At 44.4% G+C, this 18,291-nt stretch carries 14 protein-coding genes; 4 read left to right on the forward strand and 10 right to left on the reverse strand.

What is annotated here, in order from left to right:
- Positions 1 to 262: 262 nt before the first annotated feature.
- The 10 genes from IE039_RS02050 to IE039_RS02095 all read right to left on the reverse strand — a co-directional run bounded on the left by IE039_RS02050 (position 263) and on the right by IE039_RS02095 (position 13,590).
- On the reverse strand, positions 263 to 1,432 hold the full coding sequence (locus IE039_RS02050; RefSeq protein ID WP_010006293.1) for an ROK family protein: 1,170 nt from the start codon (positions 1,430 to 1,432) through the stop codon (positions 263 to 265).
- Positions 1,433 to 1,669: 237 nt separating this feature from the next.
- Positions 1,670 to 3,358: a glycoside hydrolase family 43 protein gene (locus tag IE039_RS02055; RefSeq protein ID WP_189428653.1), complete on the reverse strand. Its 1,689-nt coding sequence runs from the start codon at positions 3,356 to 3,358 to the stop codon at positions 1,670 to 1,672.
- Between the two features lie 32 nt (positions 3,359 to 3,390).
- Positions 3,391 to 4,860, reverse strand: coding sequence for an MFS transporter (locus tag IE039_RS02060; RefSeq protein WP_010006289.1), 1,470 nt, complete (start codon positions 4,858 to 4,860; stop codon positions 3,391 to 3,393).
- Positions 4,861 to 5,162: 302 nt separating this feature from the next.
- Positions 5,163 to 6,962, reverse strand: a complete 1,800-nt coding sequence (gene recQ / locus IE039_RS02065) for a DNA helicase RecQ (protein ID WP_010006288.1) — start codon at positions 6,960 to 6,962, stop codon at positions 5,163 to 5,165.
- 37 nt (positions 6,963 to 6,999) lie between these two features.
- A complete protein-coding gene (locus tag IE039_RS02070) occupies positions 7,000 to 7,656 on the reverse strand; it encodes a histidine phosphatase family protein (RefSeq protein WP_010006287.1) in 657 nt (218 codons plus the stop codon).
- Positions 7,657 to 7,781: 125 nt separating this feature from the next.
- Positions 7,782 to 8,240 carry a hypothetical protein gene (locus tag IE039_RS02075; protein WP_009999938.1) on the reverse strand — a complete coding sequence of 153 codons (459 nt, stop codon included), beginning with the start codon at positions 8,238 to 8,240 and terminating at the stop codon, positions 7,782 to 7,784.
- A 143-nt stretch (positions 8,241 to 8,383) separates the two neighbouring features.
- Positions 8,384 to 9,739 carry a Na+/H+ antiporter NhaC family protein gene (locus IE039_RS02080; protein WP_189428654.1) on the reverse strand — a complete coding sequence of 452 codons (1,356 nt, stop codon included), beginning with the start codon at positions 9,737 to 9,739 and terminating at the stop codon, positions 8,384 to 8,386.
- A 695-nt stretch (positions 9,740 to 10,434) separates the two neighbouring features.
- Positions 10,435 to 11,469: a LacI family DNA-binding transcriptional regulator gene (locus tag IE039_RS02085; protein ID WP_259651145.1), complete on the reverse strand. Its 1,035-nt coding sequence runs from the start codon at positions 11,467 to 11,469 to the stop codon at positions 10,435 to 10,437.
- Positions 11,450 to 12,226, reverse strand: coding sequence for an alpha/beta hydrolase (locus IE039_RS02090; RefSeq protein ID WP_010006280.1), 777 nt, complete (start codon positions 12,224 to 12,226; stop codon positions 11,450 to 11,452). The genes IE039_RS02085 and IE039_RS02090 overlap by 20 nt, the downstream gene beginning before the upstream one ends.
- Positions 12,223 to 13,590, reverse strand: coding sequence for a glycoside-pentoside-hexuronide (GPH):cation symporter (locus tag IE039_RS02095; RefSeq protein WP_010006278.1), 1,368 nt, complete (start codon positions 13,588 to 13,590; stop codon positions 12,223 to 12,225). The genes IE039_RS02090 and IE039_RS02095 overlap by 4 nt, the downstream gene beginning before the upstream one ends.
- 249 nt (positions 13,591 to 13,839) lie before the next feature.
- Between IE039_RS02095 and IE039_RS02100 the strand changes: the two genes are divergently transcribed.
- From IE039_RS02100 to zwf, 4 genes are all read left to right on the forward strand, one after another.
- A complete protein-coding gene (locus IE039_RS02100; protein ID WP_189428670.1) occupies positions 13,840 to 14,799 on the forward strand; it encodes an alpha/beta hydrolase in 960 nt (319 codons plus the stop codon).
- Between the two features lie 29 nt (positions 14,800 to 14,828).
- Positions 14,829 to 15,614: an alpha/beta hydrolase gene (locus IE039_RS02105; protein WP_010006275.1), complete on the forward strand. Its 786-nt coding sequence runs from the start codon at positions 14,829 to 14,831 to the stop codon at positions 15,612 to 15,614.
- Positions 15,615 to 15,621: 7 nt separating this feature from the next.
- Positions 15,622 to 16,500, forward strand: coding sequence for an alpha/beta hydrolase (locus IE039_RS02110; protein ID WP_010006273.1), 879 nt, complete (start codon positions 15,622 to 15,624; stop codon positions 16,498 to 16,500).
- Positions 16,501 to 16,737: 237 nt separating this feature from the next.
- Positions 16,738 to 18,198, forward strand: coding sequence for a glucose-6-phosphate dehydrogenase (gene zwf, locus IE039_RS02115; protein WP_010006271.1), 1,461 nt, complete (start codon positions 16,738 to 16,740; stop codon positions 18,196 to 18,198).
- Positions 18,199 to 18,291 lie beyond the last annotated feature (93 nt).

Consider the following 18,291-nt stretch of genomic DNA (forward strand, 5'->3'; position numbering starts at 1 on the left):
AACACCATTAAAGACCTTGATGGGTTTTTCTGTCCACTTAAATGTTCAACTTAAATTTTACAATCTGCCAAATGAAAACAATTCTGACATGTATTACTCCTTCTGGACATTAATGTCCCTATCAATTTAATCTTATGTTGGTTGGTTTACACAACCAACTTACAACTATATTGTATACGCTTTCATTCCTAAGCGCAACCCTTTTTGTATAAAATTATTTCATTAAATTTTTACAGGATAATAAAAAAACCCTGACTGGGTTTTAGTGTGTAAATACTAATGGTAGTTCCTCTAAATCAAGAATTTTTCGAGTCATGGCTGCCGCACCACCAAGTAGTGTTGCTTCATAGACCGAGCGATTTGCAAACAAAATTTCACTCTCATTCGTTGGATTCATATGTTGATAAGCTTCGATCACACGACTAAGTAAATTCGGCATTTCCGCAATAAACCGTGAATGAATAAATAATGCTTGGGGCGCAATCGTTTGAATGATATTGTAGGCGACTTGGGCAATGCCGATTACCCAATCATCTAACAAACGCGTGCTCACCGCATTGTTCTGGTTGGCAAAAGTAACAAACGCATCACGATTTGCCACTGGATTTTCCGTCAAGGCTGCCAGTCGCGCCAACATCGCATCTTCTGAATATAAGTCTTCGATACGAATAGGATCGTTGTGTGCCATGGCCACAATACTGCGCCCGACTTCACCCGCATCCCCTTGCATCCCACGATAAAGTTGACCATCAATAATGATGCCAGCACCAATACCATAATGGATATTCAAAGCCACTAAATTATCATACTGCGCTGTCCGGTAATAGTCATGATAGTCACGAATATAAACGGCCGCTGAATTCGCCTCATTTTCTAACATTACCGGCACACCGCCCACTTTTTCAAGCGTTGCTGCAATATCGACGTTACGATAATCAAAAAACGGCGAATACACAACCTGATTATGATTCACCACCCCGTGAATCCCCACAGCAATCCCCATTAAACCTTCTTGGGTACCATGTTTTTTATTTTTATGGGCTTTCACATGCTGACTCATCAGTGCCAGCACTTCAACAATAGCGCGTCCGTCAACCAGCTCCGCGCTTTGAGAAATGACTTCACCACTAAGACGAACTAAAGCCATACGCAAATGATAACGCCCCATATCAAAACTCATCACATAGCCATATCGCCGATTAAAACGAATCATTTTGGCTTTACGCCCACCCGTTTCAGTCGTTGTCCCTTCACCAAGGTCTTCAATAAACCCTAATTTATCCAAATCACGGTAAATCGAACTAATCGTTGATTTGTGAAGGTTTAAATCGACAGCCAACTGCGCTCGCGATGTTTCCTTCGCGTTAAATAATGCTTGTAACACGAGACGTTGATTATGATCTCTCATTGTGAGTTGATCTGATTTATCCATGTTTACCGACACTCCATTTCAAAGGACTGATGCTACTAATAGCTATTTTTGCGACAATCGTCGCCGGATAACCAAGTCACGATAACTCGTTATCAGCAATCATTACACTTTTTGTTCCATTATATATTTATTGTACGTGAACTCAGCATATCCTTCAAGCAATACCTTAAACATCAGCCATTCACATTTTTAATGCCAATAAAAAATGGATCTTCACTGAAGATCCATTTAAATCAATTAATCAAAACGTTGTTCTGACTTTTCCCATGAGAACGAGCCGTCAGCCAGCACGCGATCCCCGAGTTCTTTGTAATCAAAGTACTCAAATTCTGCTGTTGAACCATAGCCTGAATAATCCACCGCAGCCAAACCAACATAGGCACCCGTAAAGAAGCCACCATATTCGCGGACAATATAGTCATCTGATAGTACCGCAGCATCTAACACAACACCTGTTGCATGCCATGTTTCCCCGTCAAATGAGTAATAGTACGTATACGTTTCCTTACGGTTTTCAGACTTAAAGTAGACGTATTCTGTCCCGTCAGGAATAACTGGGGCTTGATCACGCAAATATGACGTGTAGCTACCATTGCGGAGACCACCCTTGTTTTCGGCAACTTCGATAACATTTTGGCCAGCATCATTCTTAGTAATGAAAATCCATGACCAATGTGAGTGGTTATAGTAGTTCGTTAAACCAGCCATCGCTTGGTAAGAATAAGGCTCAAACTTCACCTTTGTTTCCGCATCAAAGTAGAAGGCTTGCCAACGACGTGCAATCAAAGACAAATCAAACGTATTTGCCAGTGAACCTTGTCCAATCAATGTTAACTTACCATCACCAGTGTGCCCCATTTTTTCAGTAAATGGTACACGTAGAGTATTCCAGTTAAGATCTAGCGTTGGTGTGTCAAACTCTTCATGTTGTGAATGATCTGCCGGTGCGTCTGTCACAATCGCATCCTTTGGTGCGTCAACAAATGTTTGACCACCGTGACCACCGACAATCCGTGGCCAACCTTCGTCGTCCCATTCAACCTTTTGAATTGCTGTTTCACGACATAACGTTGACCAACCACGCGGATCCGTGGCACTTTCGTTGGCATGATGCCATGGGCGTGCCGTCAAAGAAGCATAGTACCATTCGCCGCCTGGTGTTGATACCAATGCACCGTGACCTTGCTTTTGCAAATAAGAATTTGGCGTATCAAAGTTCGTGATAAATGGCCCATCTGGTTCCACAACAAATGATAGTTCATCCAATGTCTTTGAACGTGATACCACTTCTTGGTGCGTAAAGATTGTGCCACCTTCAGCAGGGAACAAGTAGTATTCACCGTTAATCTTATACAAGTGTGGCCCTTCGACCAACTTGACATCTGTGCCGGCAAAAATAGTCCGTGCCGTTTCTGACTTCAACTGCATGGTATCTGTATCAAATTCTGTCAACGTAATACCATCAAACGGATGACGATATTCACGGTGATCCCATGTTTGTTGTACCAAATACTTGCGACCATCGTCATCATGGAATAGTGACGCATCAAAGCCAACACCGTTAATCAAAACTGGCTTTGTCCATGGTCCTTGGATTGTTTCAGCTGTTGTCAGATAGTTCTTCATATCCTTGAAGTTACCATCTGTAATTTTCACATCGGTGAAAATCAGCCAGAACTTGCCATCCGCATAAGAAAGGTCTGGCGCCCAGATACCGCCAGAAGACGGATTCCCTTTCATATCAAGCATCTCAGTCGTATCAAGTACATTTTTAACTAGGTTCCAATGAACTAAATCCTTTGATTCATGAATACGAACCCCAGGGAACCATTCAAATGTTGACGTTGCAATGTAATAAGTATCACCCACACGAATAATTGATGGATCCGGATTAAAACCGGGTAATACAGGATTCTGGATCTGCATAATTTTCTCCTATTAACTTAATCTTTCAACAATTAACTATTCTTTTCTTTAAGCGCTTTATTCATTTCATCAACATAAGCGTCAGACAAAGGATAACGGCTAATCACAAACATTGCCAAGAGTGCCAAGATAGCTGGCAACCAAATCATTGACCATTCAATACCTGTCTGGGCAAGTGCTGATTGTGTCAAAGCGCCTGACTTAAAGTCAGTCATTTGGAGCAAATAACCTGGGATAATACCACCTAAGGCCAAACCAATCTTGAAGAAGAGTCCCATGATGGCGTTGATAATACCGACCACACGCTTACCAGAAATATATTCACCATGCGCAACAACTTCAGGAACCAAGGCCCACATGAAACCAGTTGCTGATGTCAATCCCCACTGTTGCAAGAAACTACCAGTGAAGCCAAGCCAGTCTGCTGATGGATTCTTTGACCAAGCAAAGAGGAACAATTGACCAACAATGAAGATACTCAAGAATGTGTAGAAGAAGCCCTTCTTACCCAAAATAGCACGTAGTCGTGGCCACATCACAACCAAGAAAATACCTGGAATTGAGCCAATCAAACCAGTTGAGGCCATCAAGGCTGACTTACCACCTTCAACACCAAAGTTGTATTGCATAAAGTATGGTCGTACCGTGTTACCAAAGAACATCAATGTAAAGCCAACAAGGAAGAACATACCCAAGACTTGTAGGGCCTTGTTACACTTAAATTCCGCAAAAAGATCTGTATACTTGACTTGATCGCTTGCTGTTTTTTTAGGTAGCACACGTTCTTTTGTGTTATGGTAAGCCACGAATAGGCTCGCTGCCCCAATTAACATATAGATGCCATACACTTTAAACCAAGCACCCGCTGCTTCTGGCGCACCATAATTACCCAAATTCAACTTCAAACCAAACAAACCAGTGTCTGTTAATTTTGCGTTTGGTGAAGCCAGTTGTACAAACAAGGGGAAAAGTGTGTACACGAGCAAGTTACCAACGTTGGCCAACATCATACGTGTTGACGTCAACTTACCGACTTCTGTTTCATCACGTGTCAATGAGGCGTTCAAGGCACCATAAGGAATATTGACAAATGAGTAAACCAAGGCCGTTGCCATATATGAAACTGTTGCGTAGGCTGTTGTGGCTACTGTACCAGCACCAAGTACCTTAGCGACTGGCAAGAAGAGCAATGCCGCCAAAATAACCAACGGCAAACCAAAGTTCATCAGGAATGGGCGGTACTTACCGTTTTTTGTGACGCGAGACTTATCGACAACCGTGCCGACCCAAGGATCCCAAATAACGTTAATCCAACGGACAACCAAAAAGATTGTTGCCCCAACACCGGCAGAAATACCATTAATGTTCGTCAGGTAAAATAGTAAGAAACTACCGACCGTACCGAACACCAAGTTTTGAGCAAAATCGCCCAATCCATAACTCACACGATCCCACGTTGTGAGCTTAGCAAATTCATTATTCTTCTGAACATTTGCGTCCATCTTTCTTCTCCTTCTAGCTAACAAATTATGCTATTTTTTGTCACCACATTTCAAAATCAGACGTCTCCAGATGCCGCCTATGGTGATTCTGAAAGCGGTAACATTTCTTTTGTAATGTTAATATATCATAGTTGGTTTGTTCGCACAACTAACTAACGTAAATTTTTTTCTATTTTTTTGAAATATTTAAAACGACTGTGTTGTTAGTCCCCCTACAGCCCTACAGGCAACCTAAATTTCAAACCTTTACACCATCAAAAAAAGATAGCATTCGCTATCTTTTTTAAACATCTGATGCCTGATTATGCCTCAGCAAGTACTGCCGCAAAGTCATCATGATAAATTTCAAATTTCTTCTCACCCACACCAGATATGGCTAAAAATTCATCTGCTGTTTTTGGTCGGAGAACGGCCATATTCATCAATGTTTTATCTGAGAAAATCATAAACGGTGGCAAACCCGCTTCACGTGCAAGCGACAAGCGCTTCATCTTTAATTTAGCAAACAATTGGTTATCTTCATCCGACAACTTTAAGCCGTCAGTCGCCACGTTGGTTTGACGCTGGGCAATGACTTGCTGGTTAACCCGCTTAGTCACTTTTAATTGCCCTTTGAGCACCTGCACACCACGATCTGTCAGCTTTAAGACAGGGAATTCGCCGCCTTCAATCCGCAAATAGCCGTCGGCCGTTAAATAATCAATAAAGCGACTAATATCTTTAATCGTCCGCTCTTTCATCAAGCCAAATGTGGGTAATGTCGTTAAATGTGCATACTTTTGCACACTGGCATCCCGTGAGCCTTTGAGGACTTTAGCGACCAAAGTTTTCCCAAAACTTTGGTTCATCCGCACAACATTGGCCAAGACACGCTGCGCATCGGTTGTCACATCCACCCGTTCACGCGCATCCAAACAGTTCGAACACTGACCACAATCTTCGGTCACTAGTTCACCAAAGTAACTCAAGAGATACCGCGGCAGACAGGTTTCCGTATTGGCAAAAGCATTCATTTCACGAATTTTATTGTATTCATTTTGCTTATGCGCTTCGGTTCCTTCAGACTTCTGCACAAAAAATTCCTGCAAATGAATATCTTGCGGTGCATACAATAAAACTGCCTCTGACGGCAACCCGTCACGGCCCGCACGGCCAATTTCTTGATAATAAGCCTCAATGTTGCCTGGCACGGCGTAATGAATGACAAAACGCACATCCGGCTTGTTAATTCCCATGCCAAAAGCATTGGTGGCAATCATCACTTGGACATCATCATATAAAAAGGCTTCTTGCATCGCTTGACGCTCTTTTTCTGGTAATCCAGCATGATAACGCCCAACTTTGACACCTTTTTTAGCCAAAAAGTCATATAATTCATCAACTTGTTTACGCGTTGCCGCATAAATAATGCCACTTTTTCCAGTATTAGACCGCAAATAATCTTGGACATATTGGCGTTTATCGACTTGATGGACGATTTTAAGGGCCAAATTATCACGGGCAAAGCCGGTTAAAACAGTGTCTTCATCACTAACCGCCAGCAATTGCTGCAAGTTTTGACGAACACGATCCGTGGCCGTCGCCGTCAAACCAAGTACTGCTGGCTGGCCTGGAATTTGTGCGAGTAACGGCAAAATATTCAAGTAACTAGGTCTGAAATCATGTCCCCATTGTGACATAACATGGGCTTCATCAATGGCAATTAATTCAATCGGCAGTTGCTGGACAAAATTAAAAAAACTCGGAATTTCCAAGCGTTCAGGTGACACATACAACATTTTATAAAAGCCAGCCCGAATGTCAGACATGCGTTGCGCCTGTTCTTGACCTGTCAAAGTTGAGTTCAAAAAGGTCGCGTCAATCCCCATCGCATTCAGACCATCCACTTGGTCCTTCATCAGCGAAATCAACGGCGAGACCACCAAGGTAATTCCTTCAAACATCACAGCCGGTAGCTGATACGTGATGGATTTCCCACCACCAGTGGGCATAATCGCTAGCGCATGCTTATGTGCTAAGACTTTTTCAATAATATCTAATTGTCCGGTACGAAAATCATCGTAACCAAAGACTTCTTTTAAAATTTCACGCGGTTTTTGCATAATTCTATTATAAGCTATTGCGTCAACCGATGGGCAGTTAAAAGACCGTCGTCAAATCATTAACCGTTTGCACTTGCAAAGCACCGGTGGCACTTAGATCAAAAATAGCCACCGAACCATTTTGTGGCCGTTGCGCTGTCATTAGCTGGCCGTAGTGTTGTGCCAAATTGCCAATGAGTTGACCGTGCGTCACAAGCAAAATTGTCGCGTCAGCCGGATATTTTGCCAGTAAGTTAGCCAAGGCTTGATCAATGCGTTGCCAAAAGGCGGCCGCATTTTCCCCGAGATGTTGCGGATCCAGTTGATAAATCGTATCCATGATCGTCGTCATGTCTGCGTGCTCAGCAATTTCGCTAGGATCATCTGTCACCAGCCCTAACGCGGCCGCTACAGCAGACCACATCTCATGATTACCCCCACCTTCAAAACTACCAAAAAAATACTCCCGCCATTCGGGTGTACTGATTAACGCTGGGGGCGTTTGCAGGTTTTCAGCCAACACAAATTCAGCCGTATGAATCGCCCGCGATGTATCTGATGACAAAGCGGCATCAAAATGCACATTTTTCAAGCGTTGACCGGCCGCACGGCCATCTGCTTCGCCTTTTGGTGTTAAGGGCGTATCGGCCCAACCTTGGACTTTGTCTAACCAATTAAAAATTGTTTGACCATGTCGTACTGCATATATCCTCATACTAACGTCTCCTCATTGTTGTCACATACCATAAAACCATTGTTTAAATTCTATTTTACGCGTCTCTGTATTTTTTAACAAAAAAAGATACTGTTTACGCAACGTGTCTTGTTAATTAGCAGGATTTAAAACGGATTCAATTGAAATGACCAAGGGATATATTGCCGAAAAATGTAATGCAAACCAGCCAGCAGACCAGCTACCACTGCCAAGACCAAAAGATCATCACTTTGGAATGCTTGCGTTTGCTGCAATGACCAACCCACTCCTTGTACGCCAATATAGAGCACACTAAACCATCCAAAATAGGCCGCTAAAATATTCCCGCCAATGCGGGTCGTTTTGTCAAACCAGTTCTCTGGTTGCCCAGCAAAAAACTTCACATGTAACCAATCCAAAAACAACATGATAAACACAAAACTGATCATATCCATGCTGACTAATTTCAAAATAGTCCAATAATCTTGCGGCACACTAAATGGTTGTTGGTGCCAAAGGTTAAGCAAATAAGCGGTCAAAATATCTGACCCCAAAATAAATAATAACCAACTCAACGGTTTTGCACGTACCATATCACGAATCATATCTTGCTCCCTTATTACCAACGCAACGCCCTATCCCCATCGCATCGGTCATGCCCTGTTTACTCGATTATACCACGTCTTCTTGACCAAGCAGCCCACAATAAAACGCGTGACCTACTCAATGGTGTCACGCGTTTTTTAAATTAGTTGTCGGCTTGTTTTAAGCCAATTCCCGTCACAGCTGACAAAATCGACATCACCGGTGAGAGTAAAGCAAACAAAGTAAACGGTGCAAAGGCCAGTACGGGAACGCCCAGTGTTTGCGCCGCAAAACCACCGGCAACCCCCCAAGGGACCAAATAATTCATGACCGTCCCAGAGTCTTCAATCGTCCGCCCCAGCGCCAAAGGCGAGAGCTTAACAGCTTTAAAGCTGTTCTTAAACAATTGACCGGGCAAAATTGTGGCGAGATACTGTTCGCCTACCAAAAAGTTTGCCCCAATCCCCGTGAACAGGGCGGCCAAAATAATGGCACGTTGGGTCTTGAGATGCGACACGATTGGTTGCATGACCGCATTTAAAATCCCTAAACCACTCAATAGGCCGCCAAGTCCCAAGGCCAACATAATCACCATGATCGTTGACATCATGGCAGCCATGCCACCGCGGTTGAGCAAGGCCATCAATGTTGGATTAGTACTAGTTGTTTTAAAGCCATTGACCACCAAATCTGCCAACGCTGGCACATTATGTTGCCATAAAAAGGCAGCACTTGTGACTAAAATATTGAGCATCAACGCCGGAATGGCGGGTACTTTATACCAAGCCGTAATCACGAGCAATCCCAAAGGGACAAGCGCCCACCATGTTGGTTGTAGCAAGGGTAGTAAGGCGGCAATCTTTTGGGTCGCCTGTGCATCTGCTCGATACCCCGCACTCAAGACCACACTCACGATAAACGTCACGCCCCAAGCCGGCAAAGTCGTCCACATCAAATTTTTAATGTGGGCAAAAAGATCCGTCCCTGAAATGGCACTGGCCAAATTCGTTGATTCTGACAAAGGTGAACTCTTATCACCAAAAATTGCACCCGATAAGACAATTCCCGCCACAATCGCTGGATTCATCCCCATCAACGTCCCTACACCCATCAACGAGACACCAACCGTCGATAAGGTTGTAAAGGCACTCCCAATCAAAGCACCCACCAGCGAGGTCGTCACAAACGCCGTTGGCAAGAAAAACGCCGGCGTTAAAATTTTAAAGCCCGCCCAAATCATCGTAGGAATCACGCCAGTTGCCAACCACAACGCAATTAATGCCCCAATCAATAAGAAAAGGAATAATGGTGTCAGTCCTGATTCAATCCCTTTCACCAGTTCACGTTGACTCGTTGCCCATGACACGCCACGCAAGCGTGCCACAACCATGATTAAACCAATCACGGCTAAAATTGGGGCAATCGGCATGAGGCCAAAGCCAATCACACCAATCGCCAAAATAGCCACCGTTCCTAATAACAAAAAAGCTGACAACTTGGTACTGAGTTGTTTTGCCATATTTTTTCTCCTGTCGCCATCAGTTCCCTGATGTTTTTTTGCAATAAAAAAAGTCCCTGCTGTCACTTTGACAGAAGGGACGAATCGACAATTAAAAATCCGTGGTACCACCCAGCTTACACGTTAAAAAACGCATCACTTTGGCATTTGATAACATGGTGCTGCCGCGCTTAAATCGATAGCTGTATTTCGGATAGTAACACCTGTGCAGTTTTCACCAACCACTGCTTCTCTTCACGCCGAATGTTTATCCTACTCAAATAAGTGCTAATTTCAAGTAGTCTTAGTTTACTATGCCTTGCGTAGGCTGTCAACATGGTGATGCTTTATTAAACGACACGCTAACGTATGAATTCAGAGATAACTGACGTTTTTTATCAAAATATGCATATTTATACTATTTTTCACGACTTATACCATGACAGATCTTTTTCTTCTTCATATTCCCAAAATTTTATTTCGATTATATTTTTATTTAAATTTTTAACTGTAATATTTAAGACATAGCCAACCTAACCAACTGGCTATATCTCCTCTTCTCTTTATTAATAAGCGTAACGCTAACATAAAAAGGCTTTTTGACTTCCTCCCGAGACATTAGCCTTTTTATTTTGCATAATGCTAACCCTACTTTAAATCTGAACACAAAAAAGACAACCTCGATTAATTTAATCAAGGTTGTCTTTTTTACTGTATTATTTCGTTGTCGTCCCGCGATGAAAAGTGACCGGGAACATATATTGTCGCTCTTGCGAGCGTTCTGGCTGGTCAATTTTAGTGAGCAGCACATCAACTAACGTCTTGGCCAAATCGGCAATTGGTTGCACCACTGTTGATAGTTCTGGAAAACTTTGTAAAACAAATGTACTACCATCATACCCGATGACTTGGACATCTTGTGGCACACGTAAGGCCATCGTGCGCAATACTTCAAGCACTAACAACGCCGTCGCGTCATCGGTAGCCATGATGCCATCTGGCTGCTGTTCGGTAATGGCTTGATGCATTAACATTTTCCGGAAATTTACCGTGGCATCACTAGGCAGCACTTGGACGACTGGCGTCAGGCCCTGTTTTTGACTTGCGACCATGAACCCATTGGTACGATCAACCGTTGGGTTAATATCGTGCATTTCACCCGAAAAGACAAGCAACCGCTTAGCGCCGCCTGCAATCAGGTTTTGGGCGGCCATTTGACCGCCAGAGAAGTTATCCGAACTGATGGTCGGAATTTTCGGTCCAAAGTACCGGTCAAGTGACACCACTGGCAAATTCAAATCGTGATAGGCATCAATAATCATATTATGCGACGCCGTAATCAAGCCATCCACCTGATTTGATTGGAGCATACTGATGTGGGCACGCTCTTTTTCAGGATTATCGGAACTGTTAGCAATAATCACTTTATAAGACCGTTCAAATAACTCAGCCTCGATTTTTTCCAATAATTCGGCATTAAATGGGTTTTGTGTATTCGTTAAAATGACCCCAATAAGCTTCGTTTTTTTCCCTGAAAGTGACCGCGCCACTGAATTTGGCTGATAATTTAATGCCTGCATCGCCGCATAAATGCGCGCTTCTGTTTGTTCGGAAAAATAACCACGCTTGTTAATCACACGTGACACTGTTGTCAGAGAAACGCCAGCGCGTTCTGCCACATCTTTTAACGTATAACCCAATTTATCTACCCTCAGTTCAATTGACTCTTTTCTATTTATATAGTTTATCAAAGAATGCCAAGGTTGCGTTAAATAATGATTCCCGAGTTGGCACATCCCCCCAACTGTGATCAACTCCTGGTACCACTGTTAAGTCAACGGATTGTTGATAAGTGTCAACGTACTTTTGCGCATATCTCACTGGGGCAATCGTGTCCGACGCCCCATGGATGATCTTAACCGGCCCAAGATATTGTTTGGCAGTTGGGTATATGTCAATCGTCTTCACACCCTCAAAGAATTGTGGGCCTAACTTCATCGAATTAAAATCAAAATAACCATCTTCAGCAACTGTTGCAATAGACTTACCTTGCAAAGTTTGATTTTCCAAAATCTCATCTTGGAAAACAGCAGCCGGTGACCAAAGACACAAGCCCATCACAGCATCACCGACCAGTCCAGCAACCATACTAGCCGCAGCACTGCCTAGACTCATCCCCAGCAACGCTACACGTGTCTCATCCACAAAATCCAACGTCTTCACAAACGCCACTAGTTGTGTGCCTTCATACACTTCATTACTAAACGTGAAGTCGATGAAATCGCCATCACTTTCACCATGACCAGAGAAATCAAAGGCATTTGCGGCGATGCCACGCTGTGCGAGTTGGCGACTAATTTGGACAAACGAACAAAAGTATTCATCCCGTACTGCCCCAAAGCCATGAAACAACAGTACAGTGGGCACTGGACCGGCAACGTCCTCTGGCACATAGGCCGTCCCCCGCAAAGTTAACCCATTAATGGTGGTGTTGACATACTTAATCATGAATTCATGACTCCTTCGTTCATTTCATCTTGGCGTTTCGCCTGCAAATCGGCGTGCATCTTGGCACTGAGTTTATCCAAACCATAGAACATAATACTGATGATACAAATAGCATCAATCAAAGCTGGGCCATAAACAAAGCAGACATTAATGCCCATGATACCTGAAGCTGTCTGGGTCATATTGGGGACAAAATGGAAATTTGCCAAAATGTCACTATTGATCACACCAGCCAGCCCGGCCCCAATACTAGCCCCAATGGCCGAAACGGAGGTCAATAATCCTTGCGCACGAACACCAAAGCGCCATTCGCCATAGTCAACTGTTTCAGCAGTCACCACAAATATCAAACTCTGCGCCGCACCGAGACCAAAGGCCGAAACGGCAACACCTAGTAGTGCCACCCCCATGGTCGCTTGTTGGGCCGCAATATATAAGACACCCTGCCCAATAATGGCAACACCTAAATTCCCAACCACAACGGTGCGCATTTGAAAATGTCGAATCAAAAACGGAATCGTAATGGCACCCACAATCATTGCCAGCGCGCTCAGTAAATTAGCAATCGCTGACATCCCCTCATTGTGCAACACATACTTAAAGAAGTAAACCGTTGAAGAATTTTTGACCACCACACCAATGAAGATAATGATATTGGTGATAATAATGGTCCACCACGGACCGTTAGGGAGTAGCGCCTTAATACTATCATGCAATGGGACCGGCTTTTCTTGTGCAGGCGTCACGTTTTCGCGCACATTGGTAAACGTGAACACTTCAGCCATGACGAGAATCACCGCAAAGATGCCCATTGCAATGGTAAACCCTTTCGGGCTATTGAGACCACCAAACAGCGATACTAGCGGTAAAATCGCTAATCCTGAAATCAAGCCACCGAATTGCCCCAGTACGTTACGGAACATATTGGCTGAGGCACGCTCATTGGCATCCCCTGATAGACTGGGCAAAATGGCGTTAATTGCCGTGCCTAAGCCAGCAAAGCAGATGGTGAAAATAGCATATGTGGCATAAGCTAACGGCAATCGCGCATGTGCTGGGAAAAACGCAATGGAGAACAGCAACACGGCTGACACGGCGTACGGCACTGCCATCCATAAGAACCACGGCCGAACTTTACCAAAACGGGTTTGTGTCTTATCCACTAAGATACCAAAGATGGGACCGGCAAAGGCGTCAAAAATCCAAACCACCAAAAATAAAATGCCGGTTGGCGCTAAGCTAATACTGGCGACATCCGTATAGTAAAACATCAGGTAGTTTGTCGCTGCGACAAACACCAAGTTATTACCAAAGTCACTCATACCATAAGCAACTTTGTTTGCGACGGTTAATTTCTGTTCCATTTGAGTATCCTCCTCAATCAAGGCCAGCGAAAACGCTTACATTTTTAACCACCCTTATTATAATCGCGATATTTTGTTATGTCAATCGTACGCCATAAATATGACATCAGTCAGTTATTGTTTCCATTACAACAGCTGAAAACAACTTATGAACAATGTGGTTTGCGCTTGACACATCAGCACAACGCGTTTACTATGAAGTCGTATTATAATTGCGATAAACTTAACGATGATTTGGAGGTCAGTCAATTGTCTACCCAACCACAGTATCTTGCGCCATTTTCAGTGCGTGATTTTCCTGAAGATCAGACGCTTATCCCCGGGGCCACACGCTTAATCGGTGATGACACACCCAAAATGCCTATGTGTTTCACAAATATCGTCTATGACGATCGGCAACCTGGTTTGGTGCTGGATTTGCTTGTCCCACCGGTCTATATCCCAGAAACTGGTGTCAATGATCAGCGGCAGTTCCCCTTAATTATCTGGATTCAAGGCTCGGCCTTTGCCACCCAAGAAATCGGCCTGCACTTACCTCACTTGGTCGACATTGCCCAACAAGGTTATGTTGTGGCCGCTGTGGCATATCAAGGCAGTGACAAAGGCGGGACTTTCCCGTCCACGATTCAAGATGTGAATGCCGCCATTGATTTTCTTGTGGCGCACGCCAAAGACTACCATATTGATCCCGACCAACTAGTACTTTGGGGTGAATCCTCTGGGGCTTACACCGCCATTATGACGGCAGCGACTCAAAACGAAGCGGCCTTTTTTAAAACAACACCAAAAAATCGCACCTTTAATGCCGTGATTGACTTTTACGGCCCAACGACCTTACAAGATCTGGATTTGGCACCATCTATTCAGGAACATCGTTCCGCTGACAGCTGGGCGGGCGCCTATTTTGGCCATCAAGCCATCGACCCGACCGCTGATATCATGCAACAAGCTGATCCGGTCACACATCTGCACGCTGGCCTGCCACCATTTTTAATTTTCCATGGCACGTTAGATATGATTGTCCCCTTTCAACAGAGTGTCCTCCTCAAAAAGGCACTTGATGCCGTGAATGTGCCGAATCAATTTGTCACCATGAAGGGCAGCAACCACGGGACCGATGCCTTTTGGTCGCCGGCAGCCAAAGCGATTGTCTTGGCATTTTTAGCTGATTACACCAAAAAAGCACCTACATTACCCGTCATCGTTTAAGTTTAATCACACACAATTTGGAGAAAATTATGGCTTTTATGACCCTGCATTACTTCTCAAATACGCTCAATAAAATGACCGAAGTCAACATCATCGTACCGGAAAAACGCGAGACTGATGGCACGGTCGCTTATGACCAACTGCATGCTCAACCGCTAAAAACCGTCTGGTTACTGCACGGTCTATCTGGCGATGCAACCGATTGGTACCGCATGACCGGCTTAGAGCGTTATGCCACGGCCAGTGGCTACGCGGTGGTCATGCCGAATGCCGATCGCAGTTTTTACAATAATATGGCCCACGGCCAGCGCTACTGGGACTTTATCACGCAGGAATTACCCCAACGATTACGCGCCCTACTCCCACTGAGTAGCGCTCGTGAAGACAATGTCGTCATGGGGAATTCGATGGGCGGTTATGGCGCATTAAAATGGGGGCTGAACCAACCACAACATTTTAGCCGGATTGTGGCCTTATCTGCGGTGGTCGATTTAGCAGATTTCTACGAAAAACGTGCTATCTTTGCCATGCCTGATTTTAATTTGGTCTTTGACGGGCAAGATATCCACGCCAAACCGTTATCTTTGAGCGCAACATTGGCACAATATGATGTCACTAAATGGCCCTTAGATATCTACACGGCTTGCGGTGAACAAGATCCCCTTTATGCGCCTAATCTTACTTTCAGTCACCAACTACAAGCGACATTCGGCGCTCACTACACTTGGACAAGTTTACCTGGTGATCATGATTGGGATTTCTGGGATCAACAACTCGCAGCCGCATTTACCTGGCTCACTGCTACGGAAGGATAATGATACGATGACACAAGATGATTTGCTTGCCCAAGCCCAAGTTTTACGCAAACGCAGCGAGGCCTATGATGTGCCTTTGCCCGAATCACGCCAGACCGGCCTGCATCAATCAACGCTCACCATTGACGTCGCTGACCAAGCGCCTGTCAAACTGTATATTTATGCACCGAGTTACTTACCCAGTCAAGGGGTCATTTTAAACTTCCGCGGCTCTGGCTTTATGTATCCTTGGACACAAGGAGATTTTGCCTTTACCAAATCGTTGGTCTTTGCCACCAATTACACCGTGGTTGATGTCGACTATCCGGTTGGGCCTGAACACCCCTTCCCAGCAGCGATTGACGCGGCATTTGGTGCCTACGTCTATGTGTTGGAGCATTTCAGTAGTTTTGCCCCACTTGGTCATCCTTTGATTGTGATGGGACATAGCGCAGGCGGTAATTTAGCCGTTACAACCCAACTGCAAGCCAAAGCCCATGGCTTGAAATTAGCCGATAAGCTGATGCTTGATTTTCCGGTACTTGATTTAGATACGGATCCTGAAGATAAAAATTATCCCGATGGCCAAGGTATCGCCATTGATGAATCCCGTCTTCTGAATCAGTTTTATCTACAGGATGATACCGGCAAAACGCGGCACAATCCGCTCGTGTCGCCCATTGTTGCGACCAAAGAGGAACTCATGGGCTTTCCACCAACCATTATCCACACGGCCGAATTTGATAGCCTACGCGATGAAGCGGAAAACTTTGCCCAACATCTCGTGGCTGCTTATGTTCGCGTCACCGTTGCGCGTTATCCAGCATCCTACCACGGATTTACCGTGGTGAAAACACCCATCGGTGAACAATCCTTTGCCGATTTTGTACATGATTTGCTCGCCTAACCCACGATAAAACGCTTCTGGCAATGCCAGAAGCGTTTTATTTAATGCTGCGACTGAACACGAACCAATTTGGCATATCGTGGTGTGTCGATTAACCTTTTCCGTACCACATATCAACTCGTTGCAACGTCTGAAATGATGCATCACGCAATGAATCTGTTTGTGAAATAGGTACTTTTCACCCCGTTTTGCGTTATAATGGTAGATGAATTTAATTATAATATTAAGGGGAACATCATGGTTTCAGAACTCAAGACGTTAGTCACATTTTTCGGTGCTACTGGTGATTTGGCAAAGCGTAAGCTTTACCCATCAGTTTTTAACCTCTTCAAGAAAGGTTATTTGCAAGAACATTTCGCCATTGTTGGAACAGCCCGTCAAGACTTGACTGAAGATGAATTCAAGCAACTTGTGCGTGACTCAATCGCTGACGCGGCAGACGACAAGGCACAAGCCGAAGCATTCATTGAACACTTCTCATATCGTGCCCATGACGTTACGGATGCAGCGTCATACAGCGTTTTGAAGTCAGCAATCGAAGAAGCTTCTGACAAGTTTGGCATTGATGGTAACCGTATCTTCTATATGTCTGTTGCTCCACGTTTCTTTGGGACGATTGCAAAGTATTTGAAGTCAGAAGGTTTGTTGGCCACAACTGGTTACAACCGTTTGATGATCGAAAAGCCATTTGGGACATCATACGAAACAGCTGAAAAGTTGCAAAACGAATTGGAAAACGCCTTTGATGATGACCAATTGTTCCGTATTGACCACTACCTTGGTAAGGAAATGGTCCAAAATATTGCGGCTTTGCGTTTTGGTAACCCAATCTTTGATGCAGCCTGGAACAAGGACTACATCAAGAACGTGCAAGTGACATTGTCAGAAGTCTTGGGTGTTGAAGAACGTGCCGGTTACTATGACACAGCCGGTGCTTTGCTCGACATGATTCAAAACCACACGATGCAAATCGTCGGTTGGTTGGCCATGGAAAAACCTGACTCATTCACTGACAAGGATATCCGTGCCGCTAAGAACGCTGCCTTCAACGCTTTGAAGATTTACAACGAAGAAGAAGTTAACAAGTACTTCGTGCGTGGCCAATATGCAGGTGGTGATTCTGCTGAATTCAAGCCATATCTTGAAGAAATGGACGTACCTGCTGACTCAAAGAACAACACGTACATCGCTGGTGAATTGCAATTTGATTTGCCACGTTGGGAAGGTGTGCCATTCTACGTGCGTTCAGGTAAGCGCCTAGCTGCTAAGCAAACACGTATTGATATCGTCTTCAAGGCTGGTACTTTCCAATTTGGCGCAGCGCAAGAAGCCCAAGAAGCTATCTTGTCAATTTTGGTTGATCCAACAGGTGGTATCGAATTCAAGATCAACTCAAAGTCAGTTGAAGACGACTTTAACACACGTCTCATCAGCCTTGATTGGCAAGTGTCAGAAGAAGACAAGCTTAACACACCTGAACCATACGAACGTATGATTCATGACACGATGAACGGTGATGGTTCAAACTTCGCCGATTGGAACGGTGTTGCCATTGCTTGGAAGTTCGTTGATGCGATTTCAGCTGTTTACGCCGCTGATAAGGCACCACTTGAAACTTACAAGTCTGGTTCAATGGGACCAGCCGCCGCTGACAAGTTGTTGGCAAATAACGGTGATGCTTGGGTCTTTAAGGGCTAAAAGTTAATTCACATCTAAAAAGGTTGACGCAAATGCGTCAACCTTTTTTGTTTATTATGATACTGTGGCCTAAAGTCAAAACCCGATGTGATC

It is taken from the genome of Leuconostoc lactis KCTC 3528 = DSM 20202, assembly GCF_014651235.1.
Taxonomy (GTDB): domain Bacteria; phylum Bacillota; class Bacilli; order Lactobacillales; family Lactobacillaceae; genus Leuconostoc; species Leuconostoc lactis.